Genomic DNA, 16,570 nt, shown 5'->3' on the forward strand with positions numbered 1-16,570 from the left:
GAGGTCGGTAGATCTTACGTACCGAAGTCGGTAGTTATGACGGGGCTCATGCTCAGGCCCGCACCACGGCGGCGCGACGCCGGTCCAGCCTGACGGTCACCTCCTGCCCTACCCGCACCGGCTCCGCATCACCGTCGGACGGCACCGCCGACGCCGCCTGCCCGGCGAGTTCGACCTCGACCACGCGCCGCCCGCCGCGCAGGCGCACCACAGCCACCCGTGCTCGCGCGCTGAGTACGCAGCCGACCGGCCCCGTGGAGGCGGGAGCGCCGCCCGGAGTCCCGCCGTCGTCCACATTCCCGGCGTCAGCTCCTACAACCGTCAGCGCCCCGGGCGCCAGCGCCAGAAACTCCCCCGGCCGCCCCGCCAGGAGGGCGGACCAGCCCAGGCGGTCGGCGGCGTCGGCGTCGAGCAGCGTCCCGAAGCCGAGGAACCGGGCGACCCGCGCGCTGCCGGGGTCGGCCCAAAGCCGATCCGGGGAGTCCACCCGCAGCAGCCGGCCGGCCTCCATGACGCCGACCCGGTCGGCGACGGTCATGGCCTCGTCCTGGTCGTGGGTGACATACAGGGCGGTGGTGCCCTGCGCCTTCAGGATGGTGCGCAGGTCGGTGGCGAGTTGCTCGCGCAGGGCGCGGTCGAGGGCGGACAGCGGCTCGTCCAGCAGCAGCAGCCGCGGGCGCGGCGCGAGGGCGCGGGCGAGCACGACCCGTTGCGCCTGCCCGCCTGATAGCGTGTTCACCGCCCGGGCTCCGTAGCCGGGCAGACCGACGACGTCGAGCACCTCCTCCACCCTGCGCGCCCGCTCGGCGCGCGGCCGGCCGGCCAGTCCGTAGCCGATGTTGCCGGCGACATCGCGGAAGGGGAACAGCTGCCCGTCCTGGAACATCAGCCCGAAGCCGCGCCGGTGCACGGGCACGGGGACGACGTCGTCGCCGTCCCAGGTGATGGTGCCGGCGGCGATGTCCTCCAGGCCGGCGACGGCGCGCAGCAGGGAGGACTTGCCGGAGCCGGAGGCGCCGAGCAGAGCGAGGATCTGGCCGCGCGGCACGTCGAGGTCGGCGGCGTCGACGGCGGTCAGGGGTGCCGCGCCGCGGGTGGCCGGGTAGACGACGCTCAGGCCGCGCACGCACAGACCCGAGGCGGCGGGCGCGGGTTCGGTGTCAGCCATGCTGGTCTCCTGGGTGGTGGGCGGGTGGCGGGTGAGCATGTTGTGTGTCGGTTCCAACGACCATAGCGCCCGCCCTCAGTACGTCACTGCACCCGAGCTCGGCACGTAAGATCCCCGGCCCTCGGTACGTAAGATCAACCGAACTCGGCGGTGGGGGCGGGTCTGGAGGCGCTCGCAGGCGAGCATGAGGGCGGCGGCGCCGACCGCCAGCACCACCCCGGCGGCCAACCCCATGCCCTGATTCTGCGCACCCGGGGAGCCGATCAGCCGGTAGACGACCACCGGCAGGGTGGGTCCCTGCGGACGGGCCAGGAACGACGTCGCCCCGAACTCTCCCAGGCTGGTGGCCAGGGCGAATCCCGCTGCCAGTCCGGCGGCGCGCAGCAGGTGCGGCCCGTCCACGTCGGCCAGCACCCGGCCCGGGCCGGCGCCGAGCGTGGCCGCGACCTCCCGCTGGCGCGGGTCGATCGCCCGCAAGCCCGGCAGCAGGGTGCGCACCACCAGTGGCACGGCGACCACCGCCTGTGCCAGCGGCAGAATCCACCAGCTGCGAGTCAGCCCCATCGGGGTCAGGGTGATCAGGAAGCCGAAGCCCACCGTCACCGCGGACACCCCCAGCGGCAGCATGAAGGCGGCGTCGAACAGCGCGACGCCGCGAGCCAGCAGCCGCGAGCGCGGGTTGCGGGACAGCACCAGACATACGGCCACCCCCACCGCCAGGGCGATCAACGTGGCGGCCGCGGCCACCCGCAGGGAGTTGCCGGCCGCCTCCCAGACCGACACCAGCAGGGCGTTGTCGCCGCCGCGGGTGGACAGGTCGGCGTAGTTGGCGAGCGTCCACTGCCCGGCCCGGCGCAGGGAGCGGATCACCAGCACCGCGATGGGCGCCACCAGGAGACCGCAGATGGTCAGGGCGGTCACGGCCAGGGCCGGGGCGTCGGCGGCGCGCAGCGGCGTAGCGGGCACATCGGTGCGCAGCGCCAGATGGGCCTGGCGGGCGCGGCGGGCCCGCTCCCCCACCCACAGGGCGGCGGCAATCACCACCAGCTGCACCACCGACAGCACGGCCGCGGCCCGCAGGTCCAGGTAGCGGGCGGTGAGCTGATAGATCTCGGTCTCGATAGTGCCCGCGCCGGTACCGCCCAGCACCAGCACCACCCCGTAGGCGGTGGCGCACAGCAGGAAGACGGTCGCGGCGGCGGAGGCGACGGCCGGCAGCAGGCTCGGCAGGGTGACGGTGCGCCACGCCCGCCACGCCGACGCGCCCAGGGTGCGGGCCGCCTCCACGGCGCGCGGGTCGAGCCGGCACCACATGGTGCCGACGTTGCGCACCACGTACCCGTAGTTGAAGAACACCAGGGCGGCGATCACGGCGGTGCGGGTGCCGTCCAGGTGCAGCCCGCCGAGCGGCCCGCCGGTGGTCACCAGGGCGTGGAAGGCGGTGCCGACGACGACGCTCGGCAGCACGAAGGGCACCGTGACCACGCCCCGCAGCAGGCCCTGGCCGGGGAAGCGGCGCCGGTAGAGCACCAGCGCCCCCGGGATGCCGAGCACCACGCAGATGACGGTGGCGGCGGTAGCTTGAATGAGGGTCTGGCCGATGATCCGCCAGGTGCGTGGCCGGGCCAGCACCTCGCCGAAGCCGCCCAGGTCGAGGGCGCCGTCGGGGGCCAGGCCGCGGGCCAGCAGGGTGAGCACGGGCCAGGCGAAGAACACGCCGAGGAAGGCCAGCGGGGCGGCGACGGCGAGCGTCCAGCCGATCCGCTCCCCCGCCGTCGCCCGCGGGCCCCGGGCTCCGCGCAGCCCGCCTGCGCTCCCGTCTCCTCTCGCCGAAATCGGTCGAAATAACCGCCGAGATCGGTCGAAGTTGCGCACCGCCGTCACTGGCCGACGGCCTGGGCCCAGGTGGTCAGCCACTCCTGCTGGTGGTCGGCGATGTCCGCCGGGTCGACGACGATCGGGTCCTGGGCGGTGGTGCCGAATTTCGCCAACTCATCCGAAAGCGCGGCGTCGGGGTCGACGGGGTACATGTACATGGCGTCCGGGATGGCCTCCTGCACCTGGCGCGACAGCATCCAGGCGACGAAGGCGGCGGCGCCGTCGGGGTTGGTGGCCCCGGCCAGCACGCCCGCGTACTCGACCTGGCGGGTGGCGGTGCGCGGGAGTGCGGCGGTGGTGGTGGCGGTACCGTCGTCGGTGAGGGTGGCGGCGGGCGAGGAGGCGTAGGAGACGACGATCGGGTAGGCGCCGTCCCCGCCGCCGGCGGTGAAGTCGGTGTAGTAGGCGTCCGACCAGCCCTCGGCGATCTTGGTGCCGTTGGCCACCAGGTCCTTCCAGTACTGGGCGAAGCCGTCCTGGCCGAAGTGGCCGATGGTGGCCAGCAGGAAGGCCATGCCGGTGGAGGAGGTGGTGGGGTTGATGGCGACGAACAGGTCCTTGTAGGCCGGGTCGGTCAGGTCCTCGAAACTGGAGGGCGACTCCAGGCCGTGGGCAGCCAGCCAGACGGTGTCGACGTTGACGCACACCTCCCCGAAGTCGATGGGCACGAGCGCCGGGGTGTCGTCCACGATGTAGGGGGCCAGGTAGTCCGCGGCGCCGTCGGGCAGATTCAGGGCGGTGGTGGTGTCGATGACGCCCTCGGCAAGGATGCGGGAGGCCATGGTGTTGTTGATGCCGAATACGGCGTCGCCGAGCGGGGCGTCCTTGGTGAGGATGAGCTTGTTGGCGACCTCGCCGCCGTCGCCGGAGCGGGCGATCTCCAGGGTGTAGCCGGTGTCGTCCTTGAAGGCGGTGATGAGCTCGTCGGGCAGGTCGAAGGAGTCGTAGGTGACGACGGTGACGGTATCGCCGCCCGCCGCCGTGCCGCCCGCGCCGCCGTTCCCGGAGCCGCAGGCCGCGAGCGCCAGGCCGACGGCGGTGGCGGCACCCCCGGCGAGCAGGGCGCGGCGGCTGGGGCGGATGGTGGTCAGCGACCGGGTGCTGCGCGTCGAGACGGCAGACGCGGCGCCGCCCGTGGCGGGGTACCTGGTGGGCTCATTGATGGTCATGATGGTCCTCCTGGATGGTTTCTCCGGAGGGCCCGGGCGCAGCCGGTACGCCCGGGGAGATTCTCGACTTCCTTCGCCGGTGCGAACCGGGGCAGGTTCGAGGGTCTGCGGCTTCCCGCACTCTCAGCGCCGTGGCCGCGGGCGGGACGGAGCCCGCCGACGACGGGCGCTCCCCTGTCGTTGTGGGTCCAGCCTAGCGCGGCGGCGGTGCTCGCCCGCCGCCCCCGCGGCATCGGCCTGGGCGCAACTGGCCACATCTGGTCGGCCTGGTCACCTGCGAATAGTCCCAGCGACGTGTCCCAGCGGTGCACTGTACCCCCACAGTGCCGCAGGGCGACTGTGAAAACGCTGCCGACTGCCCGAGTAATGCGCTGCTGCGGGTGCGTCCGCATGCCACTCACCCGGGGCGTGTGACAGGATCGGGGGCGGGGTCGGCGACCGGCGGCTGCGCCGTCGTCGCCATATAGGATTCAGTCATCTAGTGAATGTCAGGAGTCACCATGAAGAACAGTCTCGGTTGGACGGCCGCCTCCGCGCTGTCGCTCCTGGTCTCCGGCGCCGTTGCCGAGAAGGCCGTGGCTGCCGGGTGGAAGGCCATCACCGGCAGGCCGGCGCCGCAGGACGAGGACCAGGTGCTCAGTTACCGACTTGGCGAGGTGGTGGCCTTCGCGGTGATCTCCGGTGCGGTCATGACGCTGACCCGGCAGCTGACGCTGCGCCAGGCCGCCAAGATCCATGCCCGACGCAGCGGGGTGGTGCCCGGCGCGGAGGGGCCGACGGCGCTGGAGGCCTGAGGCCTGACGCTGGCGCGTGGGTGCACCGGCGTCGTCAGTGTCGGCGGTGCAGCGGGGTGACGGTGGCGTCGCCCGGGGCGGGTGCCGTCGATGAATCGGGGCCGCCGGATGCGTCGTCCCAATCGGGGATAAAGGGGCCGGGCAGCGGCTTGAACCAGTTGTCGAAATGCTCGGGAGCGTCGGTGGGCGGAATCAGGCCCATGGCGACCAGCATGTGGGCTGGCTGGTCAGGGCCGGACAGGGCGTCCACCCAGCCCTCCCAACGGTCCTCGGGGACGTCGGCACCGCGGGAGTTCGCGATGGTGCCGCCGAGGGTGAAGGTGTCGTGGAGTACGAGGATGTCCGCGATCGTGCGGGCCATGGGCTCGCCAGGCGCTATACCGCCTGACACCAGCCGCCTGGTCATGTCCCGGAAAGATTCACGCAACTGGAAGACGAACTCGTAATCGTAGCGGGTCAGCCACAGCTGCGGCAGGGTGGAGCCGACGTGAGTCTCATCGAGTTCGCCCAGGTGGGTGCCGCCCGGCAGTTCCGCCAGGCTCTCGAGGTTCTCGGTAATGGACATGTCATACAGGAGTACCCCTAGGGCGAAGCAGCGGGCAGCGTCCTCACCGAGTGTGCGGGCCAACTGCTGGGAGTACACCTCGGACAGGACGGTGGGGATGTCGTCCCAGTCGGGGATGGGGAGTTCGGCGGCGGCCTGGGCGGCCAGGTCCTCGGCGTCGAGCCCATCGAAGGCGTCGTAGGCTTCGTCCGGGATGTCGAAGCCGGGACCACCGAAACCGGGGCCGTCGAAGCCGGCGCCGAAGCTGCCCGGGCCCATTGGCATCGCGCCGCCCAGGCCCGCCGACGTTGCGCCGCCCTGCAGGATGGCGCGGAGGCCCGACAAATCCTTCCAGTGAGTCGGCGGCTCCCATTCGAGGGCTTCCCACACGCCCATCTGCTTGTCGCCCCGCACCTGGGTGCGGCCGTATTCATAGTTGCGCCAGGTCTGCTCGGAGACGCCGGCGCGTGCGGCCATTGCCGACACGCTCAGCCCCAGTTCCTGGCGGCGCTCCCGCATCGCCTGGGCGATGTCGGGGTCGTCGGGTTCGTGGCGGTCGTCGTTCTTGCGGCGTGGGCTCATGGATGCGCTCCCTGGGGTTCGGTGTTGGCTGCGTTGCTGAGTCTCTTGACACCAGCGGTCCGGTGTCGCGCCGACAAGCTGCCGAGCGGCACGGTCACGGTGCGCCCAGACGACCGTGCACCGCCAGTCTCACGCAGCGTATCGGCAACGGGCGAGCGAGGCCAGCAGCGGGCCCGTCGGCCGCGGCGGGCACCGAGCACGTACCGACACCCGGCTGCCCGGAGAGCACCGGGTGTGGAGATTCATTTCGGCCCCGTGAGCCGAAGTGGATCGGCGCGAGCACTCCTCACAGGAGTCCCCGCCAGCGCAAACTCATCGCAGACAGGTGCAACGGCGTGACCCGGGATCACGCGGGCCACCGGACCAGGCCGACCATCAGCCTGGTCCCGAGCACGTCATCGTCGGCGTGGATCACGTGGACTACGGACCAGGTTGACCTTCACCCCCTGCCTGCCGTCAGGGGCGCGAAGAAGAACTCATCGGGAACCTTGAGATCGGGGCGCACCCCGAAGGTACGACGCTCTTGCGGAGCCACAGCCCTCAGCGTGGCGACGGGCCTGCCACCCCGAGCCACAGTGATCTCCTCGCCGGCCTCGACGCGATCCAAAAGCTCCGAAAGATGCGCCTCGGCCTCGGCAACACTGACCTGCACGCTCATGCGTCCAGCGTACCGGTGGCCCGTCTGAACAACCAGGCAGCACTGTGCAGAAAGCCCTCGGATACCCCGTCCGCGCCCCGCAGACCCTTCCAACTGTCCGAGCGCGACGTCATTGCCCACAAACGCCGAGACACCGCGAGCCGCCGCACGCTTAAGGCACCCTCACGACTCCCCCATTACCAGACTTTTCGTTGAAATTCCGCCAATCTGCACCAGTGAGCCAAACCCACCTCCAAGTCTCCCACGTGCGCCGACGTCCCCGCCGCACATGGGAGACTCCCACGGCCTCTCACCGCAAATCTGAAACCGCAGAATCAAGCCATTTCAACCAACACGCTCATTTCTTAAGCGTGCGGCGCACCCGGCGCGCCTCTCCGCGCCAACGCCCGCCTTCCCCGGCCACGCTCCTCCGTCCCAACACGCACGCCACCGCCTCCACCGGATACGCACCCCGCACCTGTCACAAAATGCACCACTTTCGGACCGCGTCACTGTCAGGATCACACTGAAACTGCGGAAATCCGCGGACGCAGCTGACGCGGGCGGCAGTCACAGAGATGAAAATGGTACTTCCAACGACACCCCCGACCCCACCAGCCACCGACAACCATCAACCACGGCCGAACGCCACCAATCCCGCCCCAGCCACCTCACCCGCGCCCCGATACCCCTTCCCACCCGCATCCCAGCCGCCATGTTCATGGCTCTGCAGGCACTCGCCCCGGTCCCGCGTGCGCTGGCAGCCGCAGCCCGTTACACTGCCCACCACAGTGGACACATTCATTGGACAGAACAGGCGGCCATAATCGTGTCAGCCACATCTAATCGGCGTTATCTCGCCACTCATCCGTGGATCACATTCAGCTTCAGGGCGGACAGACTGAGTCCCAAGACCTGGATTCTGCTAGGCAAGGCAGCCTCGAAGTACGAGCACCTGGCCGGATCGGCCATGCCCCCTTCGTTCGCAGAAGCACTCAACCGGATCAGCCTGGAGCGCGGCGCGTACGGCACAACCAGCATCGAAGGCAACACCCTGACCAAAGCCGAAGTACGCGACATCGTCGAGGGGCGAGCCAGCACTCCACCGTCGCGTGCGTATCAGCGCCAGGAGATCGAGAACCTGGTGTCTTTGTTCAACGACATCATTCAAGAGTGCCTGCCCGACAACGCCCCGCCGCTGTCGGCCACGCGACTAAAGGCTCAACATGCTCGCCTGATGGTTGGTCAGCCGGAGAAGGAGAACGTTGTTCCCGGGGCGTTCCGTACGCACGATGTGCTGGTCGGACGCTATCGCGGCGCGCCACCGGAAGACTGCGAGTATCTAGTCGATCGTCTATGCGAATGGCTGAACAACGAACTCTCCCAGTTGGGTGATGACCACGCCCTGCGGACGCCCATGGCCTTCATACTGGCCACGCTGGCCCACCTGCACCTGACTTGGATTCACCCCTTCGGCGACGGGAACGGACGCATGTCCCGTCTGCTGGAGTTTGAACTGCTCATACGTGCCGGAGTTCCGGTACCCGCCGCCCACCTCCTGTCCGATCACTACAACAAGACCCGCGACATGTATTACTCCATCTTGGAGCAGACCAGCGTACGCCCCGGATACCCGGCAGAGGACTTCGTCCACTACGCAGTCCAGGGCCTTGTGGATGGTCTACGCGAGCAGATCGTGCAAGTGCAGGAGATGCAGCTATCCATCATGTGGCAGTCCTACGTCCACGAGCGGTTCCATGGCCAGCACACCCAGGCGCGAACCAGGATGAGAGACCTCGTGCTGGCCCTGCCCGCCGACCATTGGACCCCAATCGACGATGTGACGATCCTTAACCGAAGCCTCGCCGAGGCGTATCGGAGCAAGACTTCGAAGACCGTTACGCGCGACATCAACGGCCTAGTCAAGATGGGGCTGGTTGAGAAACAGCGTGGCCGCGGCGTGCGCCCCCGCGTCGAGGTCATGTCCGCATTCCTTCCTCCGCGACGTGACCCGTCAGCGGGCCCATGAGCTGATCCACCCCGTGGCAGTGCTTCCGACGCGTCGTCAGCACCGCTTGTCAGTTCGCCGCAACCTCTCAGCGCCTTCAGCACGCAAGCGCTTTGACGGGCGCTTGCGCGACGCGGCACGGCGGAGCCCTCTAAGCCGCGCCTTCACAGCGCTCTCACCCATCCCCATGGATACAAGCCTCCTCTCCTGCGCGCGCAGCCACACCAGCTCGTCGCTGCGGCGCATCGCCAGACGCGCGCGAATCACAGTTACTGGATGCATGGCCGCGTCAACGCCACGCATGATCACCACTGACCAGGCGAGCACAAGCAGCACAAATACAACCAGTGCAGCAGGAATACTCGCCGGACTAGACGCCACTACCCCATACACCATAAAACACATGACCGTCACCACTGCACAGAAACATCCCGCGAATCCAGAAACTATCACAAGAAAAACGCCCTGAGCTCGACCCCAGCTCCAGGCGTAGGCGACAAAATATGCGCAAAAGGCGTCAAGCAAAGCCAACACAGAAAACATACCAAGAAACCGCGCTGGCGTGTACGGCAGGAATGTTCCCGCCAGTAGCGGACAAATAAGCAGCATGTGCCCAAAAGCTACCCAGCGGCCAACGTGCGCCGCCTTGCCGCGCGCCTGCACCACGTCGCGCGCCTCCACGTCTGACGTAACCTTACGTCGAATCAAGCGGTAAGCCCGCTCATACTCCCACCGTATTGCACGGCGCCGGCGTTCAACATCTTCTAACACATACTCAACAACACGGCCATACAGCCAAATCGAAATAACAACCGATGCCGCCACAATAAACCATAGGGGCGCAACCGACTCTGACAGCACCAGCATAGGTCGGCTCAGAACCGCCGTGCGACCTGGCGTCCACAGCAGGAGGACACCAAGTATTAGGCCCCACAGACAGTACATCGCCGACCAGAACAGCAATGCCCCTCCGGGTGACCCAAAGACGCGACGAGCAACCGTCTCATCAGAGTCACCACCCTGTCCAATTCGCGCACGAGCCCGAAAACCGAGCACCACAACACCGCCGCACTCGACGGTAAATATTCCTGATACCAGAGTCACCCCTGTCGACACCGACATGTCCAGGCCGTACGGGCACTGATTGAGCCCTTCCACTCCGGGACTTGCAGTGGCAGCAAGACACTGCCTGCCGGCTTCCCGTATGTCCATTATAATCGCGAGAAACACCTCCGGGGAATACTCGAGACGATTCTCGATCAGCACACACAGCATCCATATACAAGTAGCCAGCAGGCCAGGCACAACGAGCATAGGGAGGTTGCCGCCATGCTCCCAGAGTAGGCCTCGCTCGTAACGCTTGTCTCTTTTCTCCCTCGAGCCGCCCCGACCGTTCTCGCCCTTCTTCAGACTTCGGTCCGGCCCAAGGTCGGGAGGGGCGACCACGAAGTCATCTTTCTCCGCCGCGAATGCAGCCTTGAATCGGCTCGGGAAGCGGTGCAGGCCGTCGGCCTGTTCGCTACCCACGACATTCTTGGCACGATTCGTTGGCTCGCTCTTCTGCGGGGCAGGTTCCTGCTCGGGCTCCTTCGTATCGTTCCCGTCATCCAGGGACGCAGTGCCCCGCGGCTGCGAACCATCACCACGCACGTCTTCGCACTCACTCATGATCGCCTCGGTTCTCGCCGGCCGGGCAGGGTCTTGGGCGGGGCCGGCGGTTTCCACCCAAGGTCACAATGCCACGGGGGTCCGACACGAACTACCGGCCTACGGGTTGAGGCAGGGACGAGGCTGGGCTAGACCGCCTGAGGCTGCCCGGCGCGCGCATTCGACACTCACGCTCCGCCACCTTGCCCTTCCACCATCTTCGTGACCGACCGCCAACCAGTTACTCACGGGACCAAGCAGAGCAAGGCGCTCCGCCTCCCCACTCCCTTGGTTCTCGCGCTGGGACATGGTGCCCCGGTACGACCGCGGCGCCCGTCTGCCGGCCCGCTCAGCCGCTAGCCACCTGCTCGTTGACGTGCGGATCCAGGGTGCGTGTCTGGTCCCCGGTGGTGCGGGCGAGCAGCGGCTCGTCCAGGCGCAGGCCGAGCTCGACGTTAGCCTCTTCCGCGCTACGCGACACATTCGCACTCGCGACGACCACGATCCGCGACTCTCGCGGGCAGTCCCAGATGAGGCACCGAACCACTTTCGTCGGCACCTGAGATGAGCCCCGTCGCGGGGTTGACCTTCAGAGGAGGGGGGTGGCACACTAATGTCGCCGCCGCATCAAGGTGCGGACAGGAAGTTAACGCCGGTGCGCCTGTGACGTCATAGGGCCCGGCGTTCGCGCTACCTCCTGGGATGAATCGTCTCGATTCGCACGTGCGGTTCGAGCAGCGCCCATGCCGTAGTTTACCCATGCAGACATCGCCGTAAGCTCCCAGAACCTGATCCGGCACCCACAGCATGGGTTGTTGGGTCCCATACTCGTGCCGAAGTTTGAAGTCAGCGCTAACCATCCCGCTCTTACGGGCAACAGCGAAAACCGCTCGGTCTTTGTCATCTTGCTTCTGCTGCCGACGCTCCAGGACTAGTTCGTCTACGCCGTAGCCTCCCGACAAAATGGTCATCAGCGTCATAAGCGCCTGTTGACGCGCCGACTCTTCACGCACACCCTCAGCAAGGGGACGCGCCGCGACAATCAAGTGGCCTCCGCCGTGGGAACTGATTATGCGGCACGCCTCCTCCTGAACTCGAGGAATGGAATCTCGCCAGTGCAGTTTCCTTCCCCGCACGAGAGCCATCAGCTCGGAGGCAAGATCAGGGGCGGCATCATCACGAATATAAGCACCCAAGAGATATGTTGGCTCCCGCACGCCTCTTCTGCGGATGCTTTCATCTCCGTACGCCACCTTCGCCATGGGCAAATAGTAGCTATGCCCTCAGACACTAACCGTGTCTGAGTCGCGATCACGAAGCCTGTGTTAACCGGCCACCCGTTCATAGACGAGCGGTTCCAGGGCGCGCATTTGGTCCTCGATGGCGCGGGCCAGCAGCGGCTCGTCCAGGCGCAGGCCGAGCTCGACGTTCCGCTCCTCCGCGCTGCGGGACATGTTCGCGCTCGTGACCACCACGATCTGGTGATCCACCACCACGAACTTGGCGTGATTTCGCGGCCGCTTCCCGTCCTCACCGGCCCGCGTCCGCATCACCACGGCGCCTTTCAGCTCGCGCGCGACCTGCGCGGTGGTGGGCACCCACGGCTTGGGCTCGGCGTCGGCCACGTCGGTGTCCAGGTACAGGCGCACACTCACCTCCGGCCGCGCCGCCGCCTCCTTCAGCGCCTCCCACAGCGCCGAGGAGCGCGCAATGTTGTAAGTGGAGCAGGTGACCGACCCGTAGGCCCGCGTCACCAGCTCGTGGATCAGCCCGGTCAGGTGCCCCGTCACCCCAAAAGCGCCAGGACCGCCGGGAACCGTCCACACCGGGGTGACGGAGGTCGGGTGCGCCAGCGCGCCCTCGATGGCGCGCAGCACCGCCGCGGTCCGTTCCCGCTCCAACGTGCCGAGCCCGGCCCTCCCCATCAGCTCCCGCACTCGGCGTCGCCGCGACGCCTCCACGGCCCCAAGCGCCTGTGTCAGGGTCTCCCCCGCCTCCAAACTGGCGGCGACGGCCCGCGCCTGGGCCCCGCTCAGGACCGACCCGAGCTCGACGACGGTGTCCCGCCGCCACCGGATCGGTCAGGTAGTTGACGAGCGTGCGGGCGAAGGCCCACGGGCTGGACAGGAAGCGTTTCTTCAGCAGCAGGGCGGCAATATCCAGGCTGCGCCGTCCCTGCTGGCGGCCCGAGGCGCGCAGCAGCGAGTCCAGCTTGGCGTAGGCCTCCTCCTCATCGGCGGCGGCCGCATACTCCACGGAGTTGACCTTGCGGCGCTTGAAGTCGCGGTCCGGCACGTCCGCCTTCAGGCGCCGCACCGTCACCTCATCCAGGGCCCTGCCGTCGATCTCGGCGCCGCGGGCGAAGCGGCGCGGGTCGATCATCTCCAGCAGGGCGGTGAAGGACTCGGTGTAACCGTTGTGCGGCGTGGCGGACAGGAACAGGCGGTGCTCGCACTTCTCGGCCAGGCGGCGCAGCGCCCGGGTGCGCTGGGAATCCACCGCGTAACCGCGGCCGCCGCCAACGGCCGAGGGCGCCGCCGGGGCCACGTGGTGGGCCTCATCCACCACCAGCACGTCGAAGGCGTAGTTGCGGGCGCTGCCCGGGCGGCCGGCGTCATCCAGTACCTCGCGCAGCAGCCGCTGGGCGCGCACGCCCGGCAGCCAGGCCATGGACACGATCACCCGCGGATACAGGCGCAGCGGGTTCGCGGCCAGGCCGTAGGTGCGGCGGTCGGCGGCAATCCGGGCGGAGTCGACGATCACGAACTCCAGGCCGAACTTCTCACGCATCTCATCGCGCCACTTCAGGGCCAGGCTCGGCGGGCACACAATGATCACCGAGCGGGCCCGGTGCCGCAGCAGCAGCTCCTCGATGACCAGGCCGGCCTCGATGGTCTTGCCCAGGCCGACGTCGTCGGCCAGCAGGAGGTTGGTGCGCGGGGCCTCCAGGGCGCGGCGCAGGGGCTCGAGCTGGTAGGGCTCCAGGGTGGCGCCCGAGCGGAAGGGCGCCTGGTAGGCCTTGGCGTCGGCGGAGGTGACCGCGCCCCAGCGCACGGCGTCGACGAAGGCGCCCAGGGTGTCCGGGGCATCGAAGGAGTCGGCGGAGATCGTCTCCGGCAGGCCGCGGTCCGGAATGATCGAGTTGCCGACCTCCAGCTCCCAGATGACGGTCAGCTCCTCACCCATGCGATCCTCGGCCAACGATTGCAGTGAGACCAGGTGCTCCAGGTCGGTGCGTGAATCGTCGGCGGGGCTGTGGGGCAGGCCCTGCTCGCGCACGTCGGTGACAGCCCAGGTCGCGCCCCGCACCTGCACCACCTGCCCGGGTTCGGGCAGGGCCGGTGCGGCGTCAGTGCTGGAATCCAGGCCGGAACTCGCCTCACCCGCCAGGCCGTCACCTTGCCCCTTCGGCCTTGAGGCGCCTGCCTCTTGGGCTCAGTTCCGCCCTCCCAGCACACACGGAGGAGACTCTCGGCACTCTCAAGAATTTTACGTAAATACAATGTTTCATCGATACGGTAAATACTTGTCGATCCGGAAAGTACTTGCTACTGTTGCGGCATGCACTCCAGACCGAACCTCACACCTGACCGCACCGCGAGCAGCGACCCGGACACCCCCAGCAGCACAGGCGGTGCCCACATCCCGTTGACACCGCCTTCTCGCCCATCTCACACCACCCGCCACCGTCCTGCTGCACTGGCAGGCCTGGCCACTGTCATCCTCGCGCTGCTGGCCATCCTTGCCGCAGGCGTCGTCCGCGGCTCTGAGGACATGGTCAGCACCGGCGTCATAGGACTCCTCGCCACGATCTCCTGTGCGACGGCCCCCTGGGTCACCGCCCGAGCAGCAACACCCGCCTCCACCACGAAGGAGCACTCCCGTGCCTGACAATGACCTCCCGTCCACCGACCCCCAGCAGACGGGCCTGGAGTCCTCGGACTCTCGTCCCTCAGAATTCCTGAGCGTGAACCCCCAGCAGGCGCGCGACCTACTGCGCCAGGCCGATCACCTGGGCGCCGCTGCAGTCTCAGGAGCCGGAACCCCCTACGCGTTCTTCCTCGTCGGCCTCGGCTCGCTCTGCTCCATGCTGACCGTCGCCATCTACCTGATCAGCCTCACCGACGAGAGGCTGTTCCTGCTCCCCCTGGTCGTCTTCCTGATCTGGCTGGCCATCCTCATCGCCGCCATGATCATGACCGCGCGCGCCACCAGCCTAGGTTTCACCCGCCGGTGGGCCGTCTCCATACGCTCCTGGGTCGCCGTCTGGGCAGTGACACTCTTCGGCAGCACCGTCATTTGGAACGGCGAGCTGTGGTTCACCATACTCGCGGTCCTGGCACAAATCACCGTGACCGTGTGGGGTGCAGTGCGGGAGGTCCGATGACCGGCTCGGCCACAGACTCCACAGTCCCCGCCGCCGGGGACACCCCCCGGCACCCACGTCACCAACTCGTCGACGCGCTCATGCACCCCGTGCGCTTCTCCCTGGTAGCCGCCCTGGCCAATGTGGAGCAGGTCGACTTCCCCACGCTGCGCGACACCCTCCAAGTCAGCGACTCGGTACTCAGCCGTCAGGCCTCTCAGCTGGAGGAACTGGGAATCGTCGCCATCCGTAAGGGGTACGTGGGCAAGCGGCCCCGCACCTGGATGTCCCTGACCCAGGAGGGCCGCACACGCTGGCAGGCCCACCTCACGGCGCTCCAGGCGATCGCCGGGCCATAACCCGTGCCCCGCCTGTAGGCGCTCCGGTCCCCGCCGTCGGGGATACGACCGAGCTTCTTGAGGTCCATGCGGACCAGCTCGCCCGGGCCAGCCTTCTTGTAACACACCGGAACGAGTCTGGGTGCAAGCAGGCCGGTGGTCTGCTCCGCGTCCGTCAGCGGGGCATACGGGAGCGTTCCACCCCCCGGCTGACCGTGGCCAGCAAGCACTGGTAGAGCTAAGCCGCCCGGCGCAGTGGCCCGCCCCCTCCACCGCACCCCGACACCCCTTCCCACCCGCATCCCAACCGCCCCTTCGTGACGCCTGCGCACCCATGCTCATACGCTTGCGTAGGCTGACACCATGAATTGGCTGATGGGCGTCCGCCTCGCATGCACCGTCATCGTTGCAGTTGCGACGGTGGTCGGCGTCTTCGTGTTCGGCCGCGCCTGCGTGACCATCGGCAACCGTATGGGGGTGGGCCGCCCCGTCCCCCGCGAGCGACTGCGCCCCGTCGGCCGCCGCCTGGTGCGCATGCTCGGCGAGGTCGTCGGCCACACCGCATTCAAGGGCCGACCCTGGATCCGGGCCGCGCACTGGCTGGTAATGGTCAGCTTCCCCCTGCTGTTCCTGACCCTGGTCACCGGCTACGGCCAGGTGCTGGCCGGCCCGCACTGGGAGTTGCCGTGGCTGGGACACCAGGCCTGGTGGGCGTGGGTGGTGGAAGGCATCGCCTGGCTGAGCCTGGCGGGCATCGTCCACCTGATCGCGGTGCGCCGCCGCCTGACCCGCCGCCGCGCCGCCGCGCCCCCCTTCAACACCGATTCCGCCGGCGGCGCCCGCACCCGCACCTCCCGCTTCGCCGGCTCCAGCCGGGGGCAGGCGCACTTCGTGGAGGCGATCGTGACCGGCGTGGTGGTCTGTGTGCTGGTGCTGCGGATGCTGGAGCACGCCCAGCTGGCACTGTCCTCCAACCCGGCCGACGCCGCCCTCGCCCACTGGACGCACTTCCCGCTGACCGCCTGGACCGGCCCACTACTGGCACCACTGAGCGCAGACGCCCTGGCGGCCGCGATCACGGTGGTGGCAACCGCCAAGATCGTCATCTCCATGTGGTGGTTCGTGGTGGTCGGCCTGCAGCCGTCGATGGGCGTGGCCTGGCACCGCTTCCTGGCCTTCGTGAACCTCTACGCACGCCGCAACACCGACGGCACCGAGGCGCTCGGCCCCGCCCAGCCGCTGCTGCTGCCCGACGGCCGGCCGCTGACCGCCGACACCCTGGACGATCTCGACGCCGCCATGGAGGCCGCGGAGGAGGCGGGCACCGAGGTCAAGCTCGGGGTGGAGCGCATTGAGGACTTCACCTGGAAGGGCCTGCTGGACTTCTCCACCTGCACCGAGTGCGGCCGCTGCCAGGACCTGTGCCCGGCGTGGAACAC

13 protein-coding genes, 3 pseudogenes and 1 riboswitch are annotated in these 16,570 nt (G+C 68.3%); of the genes and pseudogenes, 6 read left to right on the plus strand and 10 right to left on the minus strand.

Going from position 1 to position 16,570, the window contains the following annotated elements; translation table 11 throughout:
• Positions 1–52 precede the first annotated feature (52 nt).
• From Q4A20_RS13145 to Q4A20_RS13155, 3 genes are all read right to left on the minus strand, one after another.
• Entirely contained in the window at positions 53–1,168 is a 1,116-nt protein-coding gene (locus tag Q4A20_RS13145; protein WP_303123625.1) for an ABC transporter ATP-binding protein, read from the minus strand.
• A gap of 75 nt (positions 1,169–1,243) precedes the next feature.
• Positions 1,244–3,043, minus strand: a complete 1,800-nt coding sequence (locus Q4A20_RS13150; RefSeq protein WP_368502483.1) for an ABC transporter permease — start codon at positions 3,041–3,043, stop codon at positions 1,244–1,246.
• A 5-nt stretch (positions 3,044–3,048) separates the two neighbouring features.
• Positions 3,049–4,215 (minus strand): thiamine ABC transporter substrate binding subunit, encoded by a 1,167-nt coding sequence (locus tag Q4A20_RS13155; RefSeq protein WP_303123627.1) that lies wholly within the window; start codon positions 4,213–4,215, stop codon positions 3,049–3,051.
• A gap of 51 nt (positions 4,216–4,266) precedes the next feature.
• Positions 4,267–4,401, minus strand: a riboswitch (TPP riboswitch).
• Positions 4,402–4,715: 314 nt separating this feature from the next.
• Between Q4A20_RS13155 and Q4A20_RS13160 the strand changes: the two genes are divergently transcribed.
• Positions 4,716–5,009 (plus strand): DUF4235 domain-containing protein, encoded by a 294-nt coding sequence (locus Q4A20_RS13160; protein ID WP_303123629.1) that lies wholly within the window; start codon positions 4,716–4,718, stop codon positions 5,007–5,009.
• Positions 5,010–5,043: 34 nt separating this feature from the next.
• Here Q4A20_RS13160 and Q4A20_RS13165 read toward each other — a convergent pair whose 3' ends face one another.
• The gene (locus Q4A20_RS13165) at positions 5,044–6,135 is read right to left on the minus strand and encodes a DNA-binding transcriptional regulator (protein ID WP_303123631.1); all 1,092 of its coding nucleotides are present in this window, start codon (positions 6,133–6,135) and stop codon (positions 5,044–5,046) included.
• 439 nt (positions 6,136–6,574) lie between these two features.
• Complete coding sequence (locus tag Q4A20_RS13170) at positions 6,575–6,793, minus strand: type II toxin-antitoxin system Phd/YefM family antitoxin (RefSeq protein WP_303123632.1); 219 nt, start codon at positions 6,791–6,793, stop codon at positions 6,575–6,577.
• A gap of 949 nt (positions 6,794–7,742) precedes the next feature.
• Here Q4A20_RS13170 and Q4A20_RS13175 point away from each other — a divergent pair.
• Positions 7,743–8,801 (plus strand): Fic family protein, encoded by a 1,059-nt coding sequence (locus Q4A20_RS13175; protein WP_303123634.1) that lies wholly within the window; start codon positions 7,743–7,745, stop codon positions 8,799–8,801.
• A gap of 36 nt (positions 8,802–8,837) precedes the next feature.
• On the opposite strand, the gene Q4A20_RS13180 is transcribed toward Q4A20_RS13175, so the two are convergent.
• The 4 genes and pseudogenes from Q4A20_RS13180 to Q4A20_RS13195 form a co-directional block, all read right to left on the minus strand.
• A complete protein-coding gene (locus tag Q4A20_RS13180) occupies positions 8,838–10,448 on the minus strand; it encodes a hypothetical protein (RefSeq protein WP_303123635.1) in 1,611 nt (536 codons plus the stop codon).
• Between the two features lie 328 nt (positions 10,449–10,776).
• Positions 10,777–10,908 carry a hypothetical protein gene (locus tag Q4A20_RS13185; RefSeq protein ID WP_303123636.1) on the minus strand — a complete coding sequence of 44 codons (132 nt, stop codon included), beginning with the start codon at positions 10,906–10,908 and terminating at the stop codon, positions 10,777–10,779.
• An 844-nt stretch (positions 10,909–11,752) separates the two neighbouring features.
• Entirely contained in the window at positions 11,753–12,427 is a 675-nt protein-coding gene (gene drmC / locus Q4A20_RS13190; RefSeq protein ID WP_303123646.1) for a DISARM system phospholipase D-like protein DrmC, read from the minus strand.
• 367 nt (positions 12,428–12,794) lie between these two features.
• Positions 12,795–13,613 (minus strand): annotated as a pseudogene (locus Q4A20_RS13195) (SNF2-related protein); the annotation flags it as partial.
• A gap of 375 nt (positions 13,614–13,988) precedes the next feature.
• On the opposite strand from Q4A20_RS13195, the gene Q4A20_RS13200 reads away from it, so the two are divergent.
• Genes Q4A20_RS13200 through Q4A20_RS13210 form a run of 3 tightly spaced genes read left to right on the plus strand, consistent with a single transcriptional unit; the run spans position 13,989 to position 15,152 of the window.
• Complete coding sequence (locus tag Q4A20_RS13200) at positions 13,989–14,318, plus strand: hypothetical protein (RefSeq protein WP_303123638.1); 330 nt, start codon at positions 13,989–13,991, stop codon at positions 14,316–14,318.
• Positions 14,311–14,814: a hypothetical protein gene (locus tag Q4A20_RS13205; protein ID WP_303123640.1), complete on the plus strand. Its 504-nt coding sequence runs from the start codon at positions 14,311–14,313 to the stop codon at positions 14,812–14,814. The genes Q4A20_RS13200 and Q4A20_RS13205 overlap by 8 nt, the downstream gene beginning before the upstream one ends.
• Complete coding sequence (locus Q4A20_RS13210) at positions 14,811–15,152, plus strand: transcriptional regulator (RefSeq protein ID WP_303123642.1); 342 nt, start codon at positions 14,811–14,813, stop codon at positions 15,150–15,152. Before Q4A20_RS13205 ends, Q4A20_RS13210 begins: the two co-directional genes overlap by 4 nt.
• 5 nt (positions 15,153–15,157) lie before the next feature.
• Here the strand turns inward: Q4A20_RS13210 and Q4A20_RS13215 are convergent.
• Positions 15,158–15,259: pseudogene (locus Q4A20_RS13215) on the minus strand (IS481 family transposase); the annotation flags it as partial.
• 235 nt (positions 15,260–15,494) lie between these two features.
• On the opposite strand from Q4A20_RS13215, the pseudogene Q4A20_RS13220 reads away from it, so the two are divergent.
• Positions 15,495–16,570 (plus strand): annotated as a pseudogene (locus Q4A20_RS13220) (Fe-S oxidoreductase); the annotation flags it as partial.

The sequence above is a fragment of the Actinomyces sp. genome (assembly GCF_030530635.1).
Lineage (GTDB): Bacteria > Actinomycetota > Actinomycetes > Actinomycetales > Actinomycetaceae > Actinomyces.